General features: G+C 53.7%; 15 protein-coding genes. 14 read left to right on the forward strand and 1 reads right to left on the reverse strand.

The annotated features are described in order from the left end of the window. Positions 1 to 175: 175 nt before the first annotated feature. From BLX24_RS17625 to BLX24_RS17655, 7 genes are all read left to right on the forward strand, one after another. Entirely contained in the window at positions 176 to 589 is a 414-nt protein-coding gene (locus BLX24_RS17625; protein WP_071504496.1) for a hypothetical protein, read from the forward strand. 126 nt (positions 590 to 715) lie between these two features. Continuing rightward, positions 716 to 5,086, forward strand: a complete 4,371-nt coding sequence (locus tag BLX24_RS17630) for a CusA/CzcA family heavy metal efflux RND transporter (RefSeq protein WP_071504497.1) — start codon at positions 716 to 718, stop codon at positions 5,084 to 5,086. A gap of 8 nt (positions 5,087 to 5,094) precedes the next feature. Beyond that, positions 5,095 to 6,288, forward strand: a complete 1,194-nt coding sequence (locus BLX24_RS17635) for an efflux RND transporter periplasmic adaptor subunit (protein ID WP_071504498.1) — start codon at positions 5,095 to 5,097, stop codon at positions 6,286 to 6,288. Between the two features lie 3 nt (positions 6,289 to 6,291). Further along, entirely contained in the window at positions 6,292 to 6,999 is a 708-nt protein-coding gene (locus BLX24_RS17640) for a VIT1/CCC1 transporter family protein (RefSeq protein ID WP_071504499.1), read from the forward strand. Positions 7,000 to 7,073: 74 nt separating this feature from the next. After that, the gene (locus BLX24_RS17645; RefSeq protein ID WP_071504500.1) at positions 7,074 to 7,292 is read left to right on the forward strand and encodes a response regulator transcription factor; all 219 of its coding nucleotides are present in this window, start codon (positions 7,074 to 7,076) and stop codon (positions 7,290 to 7,292) included. A 62-nt stretch (positions 7,293 to 7,354) separates the two neighbouring features. After that, on the forward strand, positions 7,355 to 9,493 hold the full coding sequence (locus BLX24_RS17650; RefSeq protein WP_071504501.1) for a 3-hydroxyacyl-CoA dehydrogenase NAD-binding domain-containing protein: 2,139 nt from the start codon (positions 7,355 to 7,357) through the stop codon (positions 9,491 to 9,493). A 103-nt stretch (positions 9,494 to 9,596) separates the two neighbouring features. Then, the gene (locus BLX24_RS17655; RefSeq protein WP_071504502.1) at positions 9,597 to 9,842 is read left to right on the forward strand and encodes a hypothetical protein; all 246 of its coding nucleotides are present in this window, start codon (positions 9,597 to 9,599) and stop codon (positions 9,840 to 9,842) included. 104 nt (positions 9,843 to 9,946) lie between these two features. Here BLX24_RS17655 and BLX24_RS17660 read toward each other — a convergent pair whose 3' ends face one another. Next, positions 9,947 to 10,546, reverse strand: coding sequence for an outer membrane beta-barrel protein (locus BLX24_RS17660; RefSeq protein ID WP_071504503.1), 600 nt, complete (start codon positions 10,544 to 10,546; stop codon positions 9,947 to 9,949). A gap of 210 nt (positions 10,547 to 10,756) precedes the next feature. On the opposite strand from BLX24_RS17660, the gene pseF reads away from it, so the two are divergent. The 7 genes from pseF to BLX24_RS17695 all read left to right on the forward strand — a co-directional run bounded on the left by pseF (position 10,757) and on the right by BLX24_RS17695 (position 17,566). Continuing rightward, positions 10,757 to 11,461 carry a pseudaminic acid cytidylyltransferase gene (gene pseF / locus BLX24_RS17665; protein WP_071504504.1) on the forward strand — a complete coding sequence of 235 codons (705 nt, stop codon included), beginning with the start codon at positions 10,757 to 10,759 and terminating at the stop codon, positions 11,459 to 11,461. Continuing rightward, positions 11,458 to 12,447, forward strand: a complete 990-nt coding sequence (pseG, locus tag BLX24_RS17670; RefSeq protein ID WP_071504505.1) for a UDP-2,4-diacetamido-2,4,6-trideoxy-beta-L-altropyranose hydrolase — start codon at positions 11,458 to 11,460, stop codon at positions 12,445 to 12,447. Before pseF ends, pseG begins: the two co-directional genes overlap by 4 nt. A 6-nt stretch (positions 12,448 to 12,453) precedes the next feature. Then, positions 12,454 to 12,996 carry a UDP-4-amino-4,6-dideoxy-N-acetyl-beta-L-altrosamine N-acetyltransferase gene (gene pseH / locus BLX24_RS17675; protein ID WP_071504506.1) on the forward strand — a complete coding sequence of 181 codons (543 nt, stop codon included), beginning with the start codon at positions 12,454 to 12,456 and terminating at the stop codon, positions 12,994 to 12,996. A 131-nt stretch (positions 12,997 to 13,127) separates the two neighbouring features. Beyond that, a complete protein-coding gene (gene pseI, locus BLX24_RS17680) occupies positions 13,128 to 14,183 on the forward strand; it encodes a pseudaminic acid synthase (RefSeq protein WP_071504507.1) in 1,056 nt (351 codons plus the stop codon). Between the two features lie 75 nt (positions 14,184 to 14,258). Further along, positions 14,259 to 15,758 (forward strand): lipopolysaccharide biosynthesis protein, encoded by a 1,500-nt coding sequence (locus BLX24_RS17685; protein ID WP_071504508.1) that lies wholly within the window; start codon positions 14,259 to 14,261, stop codon positions 15,756 to 15,758. A gap of 36 nt (positions 15,759 to 15,794) precedes the next feature. Beyond that, positions 15,795 to 16,613 (forward strand): FkbM family methyltransferase, encoded by an 819-nt coding sequence (locus BLX24_RS17690; protein WP_071504509.1) that lies wholly within the window; start codon positions 15,795 to 15,797, stop codon positions 16,611 to 16,613. Beyond that, positions 16,610 to 17,566 (forward strand): class I SAM-dependent methyltransferase, encoded by a 957-nt coding sequence (locus BLX24_RS17695; protein ID WP_071504510.1) that lies wholly within the window; start codon positions 16,610 to 16,612, stop codon positions 17,564 to 17,566. The genes BLX24_RS17690 and BLX24_RS17695 overlap by 4 nt, the downstream gene beginning before the upstream one ends. The last annotated feature ends 8 nt before the right edge of the window (positions 17,567 to 17,574 follow it).

Here is a 17,574-nt window from a genome sequence, read left to right on the forward strand (position 1 = left end):
TCACTTAGCGCTATAGAACAATGTCTGCCATCCGTAACTTTTACACCAAATACAAGCCATATATATTCGTCGATGGCTGGTATTACATTTTTATTGTGATTTTCATCATCATTTTGTTTGTTTTTTTCGACTGATCCAGCACCTGGGAACCCCTTTATAGGTTACATTTGTCAGTATGAAACGGTTTCTCACCCTTTTTCTGGGTCTGTACCTCTCTACCGTCAGCATTGTGCCGACGGCGGTGTGGGAAGAGTGTGTGAAACTGCCGCAGCTTTGGGAACATTACGAACTCCATCGGGCAGCCGCGCCTGACTTGTCGCTCATCGATTTTCTGAGCCTTCATTACGGAGCAGGCAGTGCCCGGCATCAAAACCAGCACGATCACTCACAGATTCCGTTCAAAGCCTCTCATCATTGCCTCGGCCTGAACTGGCATATCGCCTTTGTACCGGTCAACCTGCTTCGCCCGTCGCTCATCGACCGGCTTGTGTTTATTCTGGCACAGCGTCCCAACTTTCACTACCACAGCCCGCTCCTGACCGAACGGACATTCTCGTTTTTCCATCCGCCTAAGCTGTTCGTCCGTTAGGATGTATGGCGAATGATGGCTGACTGACGCACTCAACCCCGTTGAGCGATTCAGTACATCTGTGTATTCCCGGCATACGTCCTCCGCATTCCGAATACATAGTTTACCATCATTTTTTTATTCTCCATGCTCAACAGCATCATCCGTTTTTCTATTCAGAATAAACTGATTATCGGGTTGCTTACGCTGGTATTGCTGGTTTGGGGCGGATGGTCAGCATCCCGTCTCCCGATTGATGCCGTACCCGACATTACCAATAATCAGGTGCAGGTCATTACGCCTAGCCCTTCGCTGGCAGCTCCCGAAATGGAGCGGCTCGTTACGTTCCCGATCGAAGTGGGTCTGGCCAATATCCCGGGCCTTATCGAGATCCGGTCATTTTCGCGCTTCGGGCTTTCGCTCGTCACGGTTGTGTTTGAAGACGATGTAGATGTATACTGGGCCCGTCAGCAAATCGCCGAACGCCTGCAAACCATCGTTACCCAGATTCCGCCTGGCATCGGCACACCGACTATGGCCCCCGTCACCACCGGCCTCGGCGAAATTTACCAGTACACCCTTGTTCCGAAAAAGGGCTACGAAAGCCGCTATTCACCCCGCGAACTCCGGACGGTTCAGGACTGGATTATCCGCCGGCAATTGCTGGGTACGCCGGGCGTAGCCGACATCAGTAGCTTCGGGGGAGAGCTCAAACAGTATGAAATTGCCGTTGACCCCGACCGGCTGCGGAGTTTCAACCTGAGTTTTACCGATCTGTTTACGGCGCTCGAACAGAACAACCAAAACACGGGAGGAGCCTATATCGATAAAAAACCAAATGCCTTCTTTATCCGCGCCGACGGACTGATTGGCAGCACCGCAGATATCGAAACTATTCTGGTCAGACAGGGTGTCAACGGCACACCGGTCCGGATCCGCGATGTGGCTACGGTACAGATCGGCTCGGCCGTACGCTACGGCGCCGTCACCCGCAACGGCGACGGTGAAGTGGTAGGCGCCATTGTGATGATGCTGAAGGGGGAAAACTCCTCGGCAGTCATTAAGCGTGTAAAAGCCAGAATCGCAGAAATCGAGAAAACTCTTCCCGAAGGCATTGAGCTGATCCCCTTCCTGGACCGGACCAAAATGGTTGACAGCGCCATCGGGACCGTAACCAAAAACCTGAGCGAAGGCGCCCTGATTGTTATTTTTGTGCTGGTTCTGCTGCTGGGCGAATGGCGGGCGGGGGTCGTCGTGGCATCGGTTATTCCGCTGGCGCTTCTGTTCGCGATCGGCATGATGAATGTCTTCGGCGTTTCCGGAAACCTCATGAGTCTGGGCGCTATCGACTTCGGTCTGATTGTCGACGGAGCCGTAATTATTGTCGAAGCCACCCTGCACCACCTGCTCCTGCGCAACCGCGATACCACCCTAACGCAGGAAGAGATGGACGACGAAGTATTTCTTTCGGCGGCCCGCATCCGGAATTCGGCGGCCTTCGGAGAAATCATCATCCTGATTGTATACCTGCCGATTCTGGCCCTGAGCGGCGTCGAAGGAAAAATGTTTACGCCAATGGCCCTGACGGTCGCCTTTGCCATTCTGGGGGCATTTATCCTGTCGCTGACATACGTACCGATGATGTCGGCCCTGCTTCTCAACAAACGGATTGAACACCGCGAGACGTTTTCCGACAAGCTGATCCGCGCAGTTCACCGCAAATATGAGCCGCTGCTGTTGTGGTCATTGCGCCACCGGCTTATCATAATCGGAACCTCCGTGTTATTGCTGGCCGCGAGCGTTTTTGCGTTCCTGCAAATGGGCGGCGAATTCCTGCCGACGCTGGATGAAGGTGATTTTGCCGTTGATACCCGCGTGCTGACCGGAAGCTCTCTCTCCGAAACCGTCGATGCTACGCTCAAAGCCGAAAAGCTTATTCTTCAGAACTTTCCCGAAGTAGAGCAGGTGGTCGGTAAAATCGGGGCAGGCGAAATTCCGACCGACCCGATGGCCATTGAAGCGAGTGACCTCATGGTAATTTTCAAACCAGTCAGCGAATGGACGTCGGCCGGCAACCGCGAGGAGATGGTCGAGAAGATGGCCGCTGTTGTCTCGCAGATTCCGGGCGTAACGTTTGGTTTTCAGCAGCCGGTTCAGATGCGGTTCAACGAACTCATGACCGGCTCACGTCAGGACGTAGGCATCAAAATTTACGGCGACGACCTGAGTGAGCTGACCCGTCAGGCCGACAAGGTCGCCAACATCATCAAAACCGTAGACGGCGCGCAGGACCTGTATGTCGAGCAGGTAGAAGGTCAGCCCCAGATTCAGATCAAGCTCGACCGAAACCGGCTGGCACAGTTTGGCTTAACGGTAAACGACGTAAACCGGACCATCAACACCGCCTTTGCCGGTCAGGCAGCGGGACTGGTGTTTGAGGGCGAGCGTCGGTTTGATCTCGTGGTGCGGCTGGCACCGGAGAAACGACAGAGTATCCAGGATGTAAGTAATTTATACGTTATGACCCCGAAAGGCAACCAAATCCCGCTCGCGCAGATCGCGGCTGTTCAGTTTGTACAAGCGCCAAACCAGATTCAGCGCGACAACACCCGCCGCCGCATCACGCTTGGCTTTAACGTACGTGGCCGCGATGTAGAAAGTATCATCAAAGAGCTTCAGCAGAAAGTTGACGCGAAAATCAAATTTCCGCCCGGCTATTCGATTGCCTATGGCGGTCAGTTCCAGAATCTGGTAGAGGCCAAACAACGCTTATCCATTGCGGTTCCGGCGGCACTGGCCCTGATTTTCATGCTGCTCTTCTTTACGTTTGGTTCCGTCAAACAATCCATCCTGATTTTTACGGCCATTCCGATGGCGGCCATCGGTGGCGTGGCGGCACTCCTTCTGCGCGGTATGCCGTTCAGTATTTCGGCGGGTGTGGGTTTCATTGCGTTATTCGGGGTATCGGTACTCAACGGCATCGTTCTCATCGCTGAATTCAACCGGCTGCGGCACGAAGACGGTCTCACCGACCTGACCGACATTATCCGCAAAGGTACCGATGTCCGGCTGCGTCCGGTAATCATGACCGCGCTGGTTGCCTCGCTGGGTTTTCTACCCATGGCGCTTTCGAACTCAGGGGGTGCCGAAGTGCAGAAACCTCTGGCAACCGTAGTGATCGGCGGCCTTATTACCGCAACCTTACTGACACTGATTGTTTTGCCGGTCCTGTATACGTTCTTCGAAGGCGGTTTCGGGAAACTGACGGGTAAACAGGTGAAGCCACTGGGTTTGCTGCTTGGCGGCCTTTTCCTCATCGGTCAGGCCCAGGCTCAGTCGCCGATCCGGACGGTTACGCTTGATCAGGCCCTGCAGGAAGCCAACACCCGTAACGGCCAGTTAACAATAGCCCGGTACGAGGTAAACGCCCAACAGGCCTTACGGCGGTCTGCGTATGATATCGGAAAACTGAATGTCAATGCGATGCTGGGGCAATACAACAGCCGCAAATTCGACAATAACATCACGGCGACCCAAACCCTTCCGAACCCACGGTTTATCCGCGAATCCGTGGCGCTGGCCGATGCAACAACGGCCCAACGCCAGCGACAGGTCAGTGTCACGCAACACGAACTGCGGTATCAGGTGAAGTCAGCCTATTACGAGGTCTGGTTCCAGCACGAGCGGGAGCGGTTGTTCCGCCAGCAGGATTCGCTCCTGACGGAGTTTGTGCAGGCAGCGGCGGTCCGGTTCCGTACGGGCGAGACCGGCTCCCTGGAAAAGGCCACGGCCGAAAGCCAGCTGGCCGAACAGCGCGTACGGCTTGCCCAGACGGAAGCCGCTCTGACAACCGCCCGGACATCGCTTCAGAACCTGCTTTTCAGCACCGAACCGGTTGATGTGCCCGCTCAGCGACTCACCCAGCGGACCCTCCCCCTGCCCGCCGACACGGCCGCCATCCGCAACCATCCGCTGCTGGCCTTACTGAAACAGCAGATTGAGGTAAACCAGCGCAACCGGCAGGTAGAGCAGGCACGGCTGCTGCCTGAATTCCAGCTGGGCATTTTTTCACAAACACTGATCGGTACGCAGAACTTCAACGGGAATGAGTACGTCTATAATGCCGGCCACCGGTTCTTTGGCGGACAGATCGGCGTTCTGTTCCCGCTGATCAGCCGTCCGCAAAAAGCCCGTGTGGAGTCAGCCCGTATCAGCGAGCAGATCGCGCAGACCGAACTGGACGTACAGCAACGTACGATTCAGAACCGGTATATACAGGCTGTGCAACAGTACAACCGCTACCGGACAACCGTGCAGTACTATGAGCAAAGCGGTTTGCCACAAGCACAGCTCATTGCCGATAACGCCCGTAAAGCCTTCCGCAGCGGCGATATCGGCTACGTCGAATTCTCGCTGGCGCTCCAGCAGGCGCTCACTATCCGCCAGAATTATCTGGATGTACTTAACCAATTAAATCAAGCTGTCCTGTACCTCGAATTCCTGTCAGGACTCGACTAATTGTTCTCATGAACCGAATAATCCCTGGTCTTATACTGACCATTTTCCTATATCAGGCCTGTAACAGCCCCAAAACTACCAGTGAAGAAACCCCGGCAAAAACCGATAGTACGGCGACTGCCGAAGCAGGTCAGGACGGTCCGGTTGAGGTCACGTTTACACAGGCTCAGTACAACATAGCGGGCATTCAGCTCGGACAGCCGGAACGCCGGAACATCAGCAGTACCCTCAAAGTCAACGGAACCATTGACGTACCACCCAATCAGCGGGTAACCATATCGGTCCCTTATGGTGGCTACGTCAGGAATCTGGATCACGACCTGTTACCGGGCCAGCGCGTCCGGAAAGGGCAGCTTCTGGCGGTGCTCGAAAATCCGGAGTTTATCCAGTTCCAGCAAGACTATCTGGAAACCAAAGCCCGTCTCGACTACACGGATCAGGAGTACCTGCGCCAGCAGGAACTGAGCCGTGAAAATGTAGGAGCCCTGAAGATATTCCAGCAGACAGCGGCCGAACGGCAACGCCTGCAGGCACAGCTGGCCGGTCAGGCACAGCGGCTGGCCATGCTGCGGATTAATCCGGCGACACTGCGTGCCGATAAGCTGACCCGTACCGTTCCGGTACTGTCGCCGGTAGATGGCTATCTGACCACCGTCAACATCAATCTGGGCAAATTTGTGAATCCGTCTGATGTGCTGGCCGAAATCACTGATATTCGTCACATTCACCTGGCTTTGTCTGTATTTGAACGTAATATTGACCAGATTCGCATTGGTCAGCGGCTTCGGTATGCGGTTGGTCAGGAAGGCAGGCCGGTACATCCGGCAACGATTATCCTGATCGGAAAAGAGATTTCACCGGAACGTACGATTGAGGTGCATGTCCACCCGCAATCGGCTACAGCATCGGTTATTCCAGGGGCTTATGTATCGGCGGAACTGGATATCACCAATCAGTCGGTATCGGCCCTGCCGGAAGCGGCCGTCGTTTCTTTCGGCGGAAAATCGTATGTTTATGTACTGGTCAGCAAAACGGGCGGGCAGTACCATTTCAGGCAGGTCACGGTCCGGCCGGGTATTGCCGAAAACGGATACATAGCCGTTTCGCTGCCTGCTGACGTTGATCCGCAAAAGACACCCGTCGTTACTAAGGGCGCCTACAGCCTGCTGTCCAAACTGAATAATCAGGAAGAAGAAGAATAAGTGATGAGCCACTCAGATACCCATTTACACCACCACGAAGAGCACCTGCAAAGCTCTGATTTTATCACCGACGTGGTCATCGGCATGTCCGATGGCCTGACGGTGCCGTTTGCGCTGGCGGCCGGCCTGAGCGGGGCGGTTTCATCGTCGGATCTGGTTGTGACGGCGGGCATCGCCGAGATTGTTGCCGGATCGATCGCCATGGGGTTAGGCGGGTATCTGGCTGGCCGCACGGAGGCCGACCATTACCAGTCGGAACTAAAGCGGGAATACGACGAAGTCGAGCGTGTTCCCGAACGTGAAAAGCAGGAAGTCAGGGATGTATTTGCCGAATATGGTCTGAGCCTGGATCTGCAAAACGCCATTGCCGACGAACTGGCAAAAGACAAGAAAAAGTGGGTTGATTTTATGATGCGCTTTGAGCTGGACCTGAGCGAACCCGATCCCAACCGGGCCACAAAAAGCGCACTCACCATCGGGCTGTCGTACGTGGCCGGCGGCTTTTTGCCACTCCTTCCTTACTTTTTTGTCGAAAGCCCCATTGATGGACTGATGTGGTCAAGCGTCGCGACGCTGATCTGCCTGTTTGTATTCGGTTATTTCAAGAGCAAAATTACCGGCCAGCCACCGGTTTCCGGCGCCTTTAAAGTAATGCTGATCGGGGCAGCGGCGGCGGCAGCAGCATTTAGTATTGCGAAATATACCGTTTAGTAAAAAGTTTATAATCAGTGGCTTGTATTTTTATTCCCGGTAACATAGCTTGGGCCAAAATAACCGCCCAAACCATGAACGCCAAACCAGGTACACCACCTCTGAGCGACCGGGAAAAGCACTTCCTGAGACTAGCCTGTAGCGAACTGACCTACTCTGAAATTGCTGACCACATGTGTGTCAGCCCCCGTACGGTAGATGGATACCGCGAAAGCTTATTTGGTAAGTTTGCTGTAAAGAGCCGGGTAACGATGGCCCTGACCGCCGTCAGGATGGGGTTTGTAACGCTGTAATCCTGCGGGGGTTTCTATACCTTTGCGCTCAGCGTTTCATCCATCTCTAAACCACTTTACCTGTGATTAATTACCGGCAGGAGCAGGACATCGCCATCGTGGCATGGCACATGACCTCCGCTCCTATGAACGTCTTAAACGACGAATCAATACCGCAATTTGAAGCTGCTCTTGAGCGGGCTATTGCCGACCCGGCCGTTAAAGGCATCATTGTCACATCGGATAAGCCCGAATTTGTCGTTGGGGCCGACCTGAAAATGATCCTGCGTGCGAATGGCAAAGACCCTGCTGAGATGCTCAAGGTCTCGACAGAACTAAACCGGGTTTTCCGCCGGATCGAAACATGTGGCAAAGCCGTCGTAGCTGCCATCAACGGTACCGCCTTGGGAGGAGGCTACGAAATCTGCCTGGCCTGCCACCACCGCATTGCTCTGAATCTTCCTAAAACACTGCTGGGACTCGTTGAGGTAACGATCGGTCTTCTGCCCGGAGCCGGCGGTACCCAACGATTACCCCGCATGATCGGCATGCAGGCGGCCCTCCAGCTGATGCTGGAAGGCAAAAAAACGGGCGTACAGGAAGCCCGTTCCCTGGGCCTGATCGACGACATTGCTGAGTCGCCGGACGAACTCCTCCGGAAAGCTAAAGCCTGGATCTACGCTAATCCCACGCCCGTTAAGCCCTGGGACACCCTTGACCGGAAAACGGGCAAAATCATCGGCAAAGACAATTTTACCGTTCCGGGCGGCAATGTCCAGAGTCCGGCCGGTGTGCAGGTCTTCAGCGCCGGAACGGCCATGATCATGGAAAAAACAAAGGGTAACTACCCCGCCCCACTGGCTATTCTCTCGTGTGTATATGAAGGCTTGCAAGTAAACATTGACCGTGCCTTACTGATCGAAGGCCGGTATTTTGTGCAGGTGGCAACCTCCGCCGTGGCCAAAAACCTCATTCAGACCATGTTTCTGGGGATGAATGAAGCCAATAAAGGCGCGGGCCGCCCGAAAGATATTCCCAAAACAGACGTTAAAAAACTCGGCATTTTGGGGGCCGGGCTCATGGGCGCAGGCATTGCCTACGTGTCGGCCCAGGCTGGTATTGAGGTAGTGCTGAAAGACGTATCGGTTGAACAGGCTGAAAAAGGCAAAACCTACTCCCGGACTCTGGTGCAGAAAAGCATCGAACGCGGTAAGCTGTCACCCGCCAAAGCGGAGGAAATGCTCCGGCTCATCACGCCAACCAGTCAGGCGACCGACTTGCAAGGCTGTGACCTGATCATTGAAGCCGTTTTTGAAAACCGTGACCTGAAAGCCCGCGTAACCGCTGAAGCCGAACCCATGCTGGCCCCTGACGGCCTCCGTGTTTTCGGCTCCAACACCTCTACCCTGCCCATTTCCGGACTGGCCCGCGCGGTGGCCCGTCCGGAAAACTTTATCGGCATTCACTTTTTTTCGCCAGTCGACAAAATGATGCTGGTCGAACTGATTGTCGGGCAGCAAACGTCGGACTATGCGCTGGCGGTAGCAATGGACTTCGCCCGCAAAATCCGTAAAACGCCGGTTGTCGTCAACGACGCCCGCGGGTTCTATACTTCGCGTTGCTTCGGCACCTATGCTTCCGAGGGTATGGAATTACTCAAAGACGGTGTCTCGCCGGTATTGATCGAACATGCCGGTACGGATGCCGGTATGCCGGTCGGCCCGCTGGCGGTTACAGACGAAGTAGCGATTGATCTGGTGTATAAAATTGCCGCGCAGGGCATTCAGGACGGGGCACTCGACGCGTCGGACACCAGCTATCAGGTCGGCAAACAATTTGTTGACCTTGGCCGGCTGGGCAAAAAGGCCAAAGCCGGTTTTTACGACTATCCTGCCGATGCCCCGAAAACGCTTTGGCCGGGGCTGAGCGACCTCTTTCCGGTAGCAGAACAGCAACCGGCCGTTGAGGAGGTCAAAAAGCGCCTGCTCTACCGGCAAGCGATCGAAGCCGTCCGCTGTCACGAAGAAGGTGTTATCCGCACCCGGCTCGATGCCGACCTTGGCTCGGTTCTGGGCTGGGGCTTTCCGGCCTACACCGGCGGCGCGCTGTCGTTTGTGGCGTTTGTGGGGCTGAAAACGTTTGTCGACGAATGCGACCGGCTGGCCGATGCGTATGGCGAGCGGTTCAGGCCAACGCAGGGGCTACGAAATCAACTAACCTGATCATTTGCGGGTTGCCTATAAAAAACGGGCAACCCGCTTTTTATTACCGATCAGCTTAAGTAACTTTATTGTGCACAAGTAAGCGTTTAACCAATAGCATTTTATGAAAGAAGACTCGCTGAGTAAACTGAGCTTAGACGAACTGAAAGCCCGCGAGAAAACACTGCGCTTCACTTCCGGTCTTTTTATCGGCTGTCTGATAATGATGGCGCTGGCCGGTGCTTTTTTAACCGTTCAGCAAGGCTTCAATACGTTTACGGTATTACCGGTCGCGTTTCTTCCGCTGATGCTGGTGAATGTGTATAACCTGAAAAAGGTAAGAACCGAAATTGCCGGCCGTACAGCCTGACGCCCTTTACTACTTCACGTATAATCTTTCCGGAGAAACCGGTAATAAAATCAAAAGCGCGGACAAACCCGCGCTTTTGATTTTATGTATGAAGCCATCGCGGCTTATAAACGACCACCACCGATGTCGAAGCCCAGTTTCACACCAACGTATGAATTGGAACTCTTAATGGTCTGTGCAGTCATGAGGCTGATTTTCGTAGACGGCACATAGTTATATTCAACACCCATATTGAAGTGCCCGGCCTTGAAACCAACACGGCCCATTAAACCCAGCTTACGGGACGCCTCAACAGCCACATCGGATGTATTGGTCGATTGATTGCCGTCGTCGTAGGTAAAGCTGGTTCCGGCAACGGTATACAGACCCGCACCAACGCCGACATAAGGCCGGAAGTTGGTCGTTGTCAATAAATACGTACCTGTCAGCACGTATGAACCTGCGCCTTTCAGTTCACCGGATGTCTGCTGTCCGTTGATGGTTACAGCTTTGGCCATCAGGGCAAATTCGGCGCGCAGGCCAATGTCAATCTGGTCGTTTAACCCGTACTTTGGTTCTGTTGACACCAGCAGGCCGCCACCGGCACCGGCACCCGTCGGACGGGCATACCCCAGGGAAAGGTTCCACTTGAATGGTTGGAAATCCTGTGCAGATGCGGATGAAATGGCAGCACAAGTCAGTAATAAAGCGAATAGCTTTTTCATGGTAATGTATCTTTTGTGTGTAGTTCAGGGCGCAAGTTACATGAACCCTTGCACATAAAATACCCCTACCCTGGTGGTATTTTGTCTACTTTTCCTTAAATTTCATGTAACTATATCCCGTTTTTTACGCTTTGTCACTTATATCATTCCTTCTAAGAAGGAGACTTCATTTATTCTGCACCGGTAAAATAATTTATCTTTGCCGGCATCATGGGTAGCATTGCCATTATTCCTGCCCGCGGCGGCAGCAAGCGTATTCCGCGCAAAAACATCCGGCCTTTTCTGGGCAAACCAATCATTACCTACGTTATTGACGCCGCCATTCAATCCGGTCTGTTTGACGAAGTAATGGTATCAACCGACGATGCTGAAATCGCGGCCGTTGCTGAGCAATACGGCGCGATGGTGCCGTTTTTCCGGTCGGCAAAAAACGCGGACGATCATGCCTCAACCATAGATGTACTGCTCGAAGTCCTGGATAACTATGCGGCTCAGAACCGCCGGTTCGACCATCTGTGCTGCCTTTACCCGACAGCGCCTTTCGTAACCGGCGATTTACTGAAACGCGCCTTTCAGGCGCTGACCGACAAACAGGCCGACATTATCTATCCGTTGCAGCGATTTGATTTCCCGATTCAGCGTGCTTTTTTTCTCCGCGATGGCCTGATTCAATGGGCCGATCCGGACAACTACCTGAAACGCTCCCAGGACCTTGAGCCTGCCTACCACGATGCCGGACAGTTTTACTGGTTCGGGGCGCAGGCACTGACGACACACCGCAACCTGCAAAAACTCAGGGCGGGCGGCATTGAGATAAACCAGATGCAGGCCCACGATATTGATACGGAAGAAGACTGGCAAATGGCGGAGCTTAAGTACCAGCTGCTCTACAAACACCCTGGACGTACATTATGAGTGGATCTGCATCAAAAACGATTTTCTTCCGTATGGACGGCGGCCCGCAGATCGGCCTCGGACACGTCATGCGGTGTCTGGCCCTGGCCGACATGCTGATGCCCGCGTTTAGCTGTACCTTCTGTATCTGCCAGCCTGCCGGACAGATTACGCAGCTTCTGACTCAAAAAGGGATTTCGGTGCAACCGCTTGCCTCGCAGGACGTCTCCGGTTTACTGGACCTGTTGCCGGTCAACAGCCTGATTGTTCTCGACGGTTACCATTTCGACGAAACCTATCAACGCCATATCAAAGCGGCGGGCCATACGCTGGTGTTTATCGATGATCTGATGACCGGCCACCAGGTTGCTGACGTGGTTATCAATCATACCCCCGGCATCACCGCCGACCGTTATCTGGCAGAACCTTATACCCGGTTCTGCTTCGGGACGGCCTATGCGCTGGTTAATCCGGTTTTTCAGCCCGCACCGCTACAACCGGAGAGCCCTTATGTATTGGTTAATCTGGGCGGCGCCGACCCGCAGAATATGTCCCGGCAGCTGGTTGAATGGCTGCTGGAGTGCCCCGATCCGCTGGTAATCCGCGTCGTCCTTGGCGGTGCAAACGTACACGTCCCTACGTTTGCCAACCTCCCCGCCGACAGAGTTGTTATGTTACGAAACCTGTCCGTTCCGGAGATGGCCCGTGAAATGGAGCAGTGCCGGTACGCCATTCTTTCGTGCAGCACCGTTTCGTATGAGCTGGCAACCATCGGCCGGCCCTTTATCGGTATCCAGACGGCCGGTAACCAGCAATACCTGGCTGATTTTTTTGAGAAAGAGAAACTGGCGGTCCATATCTTTACATGGCCACCGGATGCGGATCGTTTCCGGGAGATGATTCATGCCATCCGGCCGGATCAGGGGGTGGCGGCCCAGCGCCGCTTTCTCGATGGCCGGTCGGCCGAACGATTCAGGGCATTATTTGATCACTTAACGACAAATTAGCAATTCATGGACATAAAGCTGCTTCCCCTCCAACACGAAGATATTGAACTGGTACGTTCCTGGCGAAACTCACCGGACGTTAGTCAATATATGTATACGGAGGCTGAAATTACCGCTGAACAGCAGGAAAACTGGTTTCAGAAAGTGAAAGATGATCCCTCGGGAAAATACTGGATCATTGAGTACAACGAGCAGAAAATCGGTCTGGCATCGCTGACGGGCATCAGTCATACGTTCAGCAGTTGTTACTGGGCCTTCTACCTCGGCGACACATCTGTCCGCGGCGGCGGCATCGGCTCAAAAATCGAATACAACGTCCTGGAGTATGTTTTCCAGGAGCTCAAACTGAATAAGCTGCGGTGTGAGGTGTTTGTGTTTAATGATAAGGTGATCTCGCTGCACGAAAAATTCGGATTCCGCCGTGAAGCCTACTATCGACAGCATGTCAAAAAACAAGGCCGCTGGCAGGATGTCGTGGGACTGGCTATGCTCCGCGACGAATGGGCAATTTACCGGGAGGCGATGCGGAAGAAGATTTACGGGGATTAGGTAAGGCCCCGGCTCCGACAGCAAACTAGTACATCTTCGCCAAACTTCGTAATTTTGCAGGCCGGACGGAACCCGGCCTTATGCTTTTTTGATTCTGAAAGGCACACGGTGCCTTTTTAGTTTTTTACGCTATGAATCAACCCATTCAGGTTGCCAATTGTACCATCAGCCCGGCTGACCGGCCGTTTGTGATCGCCGAGATGTCGGGCAATCACAACCAGTCGCTGGAACGCGCGCTGGCTATCGTCGATGCTGCCGCCGACGCGGGGGCACATGCCATCAAGCTCCAGACGTACACCCCCGACACCATTACGTTCAACGGAGAGTCGGAAGAGTTTTATATCAGGGACAATCAATCGCTGTGGGCCGATAAGAACCTGTACAAACTGTATCAGAAAGCCTATACACGCTGGGAGTGGCACGCCCCGATTTTTGAGCACGCCAAAAAGCGTGGTCTGATCGCTTTCAGCTCGCCGTTTGATACTACGGCTGTTGATTTTCTGGAATCGCTGGATGTACCGCTGTACAAAATCGCGTCGTTCGAAAATACGGACCATCTGTTGCTCAAAAAAGTAGCACAGACCGGCAAACCGGTGATCATGAGTACCGGCGTAGCCACGCTGGCAGACCTTTACGAATCGGTTAAGGTGTTGCGCGACAACGGCTGCAAAGACCTGATTCTGCTCAAGTGTACGAGCACCTATCCGGCCACGCCCGAAAGCACCAACCTGCTGACGATTCCGCACATGCGCGACCTGTTCAGCGTCTACACCGGTCTGTCGGACCATACGATGGGCATTGGCGCTGCGGTAGCAGCCGTGGCCCTGGGTGCGGTCGTCATCGAAAAACATTTTACACTCAGCCGTGCCGATGGCGGGGTCGACTCTGCGTTCTCGCTCGAACCCCACGAACTGCAAAGCCTGGTCACCGAAACCGAACGGGCGTTCCTGGCCATGGGGCAGATTAACTATACCCCGACGCCGAAAGAGCAGAAAAGTCTTCAGTTCAAACGGTCGCTGTATGTCGTTCAGGACATCAAGGCAGGAGAACCGTTTACGGCCGAAAACGTCCGGAGCATCCGGCCGGCCAACGGGCTGCATACACGCTACTACGATCAGGTTCTTAACTCCGTCGCCACACAGGATATCCCCGCCGGCACCGCCCTGCGGTGGGACCTGCTTAATTAGTGATTGGGTGAATGAGTGATTGAGTGAATTTGGGACGTTCACTCAATCACTCATTCACTCATTCACCCACTTTCCATGGGTATTATCATTCGTCAGACTATCTGGAGTTCGGCCTTTGCGTATGCAGGGATTGCGGTCGGTTTTGTAACGACCGGCATTATTATTCCTCAGGTACTGGAAACCGACCAGGTAGGTCTTCTGGGCTTACTGCCGTCCATTGCCGTCGTATTGGCGCAGTTTGTAAACCTTGGCCTCAACGGGGCGGGTACGCGGTATTTCCCGTATTTCCGCGATGCCGGGCGGCAGCACAACGGCTATCTGCTCATTGTCTGCCTCTCGACGCTGATCGGTTTTGCGCTCTGTGCCCTCGGCCTTTTTCTGGCCCGCGACCTGGTCATTGAGCGCTACAGCAAGGAGTCGAAGCTCTTTGTAGACTATTATTATCTGCTGATTCCGCTGACGCTGCTAACGGTCTTTTTCAACATTTTCGACAACTACGCGCGGCTGCTGTACGACTCCGTTTCCGGTACATTTCTACAGCAGTTTTTCCAGCGGCTGCTGGTACTGGGCGCTGTCGGGCTATACTACTACGGGTTTGTCGATTTCGTCGGCTTCATGTGGGCCTGGCTGGGTGCGTATATTATTCAGACCATGCTGATGATCACCCGTGTGGTGCAGCATCACGGGCTGACGCTCAATCCGGCCTATGTATCGGTTAACCCCGCCATGCGCAGGGAACTGATCTGGTATGCGGGCCTGACCTTGATGACCGGACTCTCATCAAGCATTATTCAGTCTATTGACAAGATGATGGTCAACGACGGCGAGGGGCTTTCCGATACCGGTATCTACACTACAATGTCCTATTTCGGAGTAGCTATTGGGTTGCCTGCCACCGCCCTGTCGAAGGTTGCCTATACGATCATTGCCGAAGCCTGGAAACGCAACGACCTCGACCACATTGCCGATGTCTACAAGCGCAGCTGCCTTAACCAGCTGATTATCGGGTGTCTGTTCTACATGGGTGTGGTTGCCAACATGCCGAATCTGGTCCAGTTTATGAAACCGGGCTACGAAGCAGGCTTTTACGTGGTGGTCTGGGTTGGGCTGGGGAAACTGGTCGATATGGCAACGGGCGTCAACGGCATCATCACCGCCACCTCCCGCTATTATGCCATTGATACGGTTTTGTTTGTGCTGCTGGCTGGCCTAACCGTTGGCCTGAATCTGATCCTGATGCCGTTGTATGGCATCAACGGTGTCGCCATCGGTGCTGCCGTTGCCACCACACTCTGGAATCTGGCACGAACTATTTTTGTATGGGCGAAATTCGGCATGCAACCGTTTACCTGGCATAACCTGGCGGTGCTGGTTGTGGCCGGCGGGGTTTTTGCTCTGGCGGTGTGGTATCCGTACGGCACCGGCAAATCCCATGTTATTGCCGACATCATCATTCGCTCATCATTCATCACCATCCTGTTTGGCGGCCTTGTCTACGGGCTGCGGCTGTCGCCCGATGTCAATCAGATGGTACACGGGCTCCTGAAAAAGCTTAACTTTGGCCGGTCCCGCTGAGCCTGCTCTGCGGCTTTCTGCCTTACCAGATACATTATGTGGCTGATCCGATTTTTGTTTAAAGACTTATACCGCTCGCTGATTCATCCCGACGGACGCCGGTTTATGTGGCTGCTGTTCCGGTACGGGAGCTATCCGCGCAACCGCCCGACCACGATCTCCTTCCGGAATTACCGCTTCAGCGTACCCGATGCCTTTTCCTTTGTGTGGCAGATCAAGGAAATCTTTGCCGACGAGTTTTATTGCTTTAACGCATCGACTGCTCAGCCGGTCATTCTGGATTGCGGAGCGAATGTCGGTACAAGCATTGCCTACTTTAAACAGGTATACCCCGACGCCCGGATTATTGCGTTTGAAGCCGATGCTCACATCGGGCAGGTACTGGCCCAAAACCTGCGGCAGAATAATATCCGCGGCGTTGAGATTGTCAATAAAGCGGTCTGGACGCATAACGACGGGGTTTCGTTTGGCAGCGGCGATGCCGACGCAGCATCCATTTTCTCCGAGAGCGACAAAACCCTTGTACCGTCCGTACGGCTGCGCGACTACCTGCTGCGGGAGCCGCGGATTGATATGCTGAAAATGGACATTGAAGGAGCCGAAACCGATGTCATTGCCGATTGTCAGGATGCGCTGGGCAATGTCCATAACGTCTTTATTGAGTATCACTCGTACATAGGGCATCCGCAGGGGCTGGCGTCTATTATCAATACTCTGGAAAAGAACGGGTTCCGGTACTACATCGATTCCAGCCAGAGCCGGACACGCCCGCTGGTGAACCATCATTATTCATCAGGCAACAATATGGATTTACAACTGAATATATTTGGCTTTAATCCTAAACATACGTCATGATTGAGAAGGTTTTACAACATAGCGAGCTAATCAACCACCCTCCTGTTCTGATCGATATTGGTGCATCCGGAAAACTTCACAGCCGCTGGCGGTCACTGGCAAAGTTTTCTACCTGCATCGCTTTTGACGCCGACGACCGGGATTTTGGCTATGTTGAGCAGGAGTCGAAAACGTTTAAAAAGCTCTATACTTTCAACAACATCGTTACGGATACGGAGATAACCGAGGCCGACTTTTACCTGACCGCGTCGCCGCACTGCTCCAGCCTCCTGCGCCCGCGCCCGGACCTGATCACCGAGCACGCCTTTGCCCCGAAATTTGAGATTGAAAAAGTCGTTAAGCTGAAAACACGCAGCCTTAAATCAGTCCTGAACGAACTGTCTGTCAATCAGGTCGACTGGATTAAAATCGACTCACAGGGTACCGACTGGCGGTTGTTCAACAACCTTGGCCCCGATATTCAGCCGAATGTACTAGCTGCCGAATTTGAGCCGGGCATTACATCGGTGTATGATGGCGAAGACAAACTCTACACCCTCATGCACGAGATGGAAAAATGCGGCTGCTTCTGGCTGGCCGAACTACTGCCTAAAGGCTCTCCCCGCATTACGCCGGCGCTCATGGACAGCTTTTCCACCCATCCGTTCCTGAAAAAATTTGTACTGTTCTCACTGAAAGACAACGCGATGTGGGCCGAGATGACCTACCTTAACACGTTCCAGTCGGCAACGACCCGGAGCAAACGCAACCTGCTGCTGGGCTGGGTAATTGCTACCATTCTGAAACAACACGGGTTTGCCCTGATTCTGGCCGAAAAAGGAAAAACCGCCTATAACGATCCGGTTTTCGGGGAAATGATCAGCCATTCACGGCGGCAAATCTGGAAACGGGTGATTACCATCCGGTTCTGGCCCGAAATCGTCAAAAAAGTAAATCTGCTTTTTGGGGCCTAAGTCCCTGA

This window comes from Arsenicibacter rosenii (assembly GCF_001870735.1).
Taxonomy (GTDB): domain Bacteria; phylum Bacteroidota; class Bacteroidia; order Cytophagales; family Spirosomataceae; genus Arsenicibacter; species Arsenicibacter rosenii.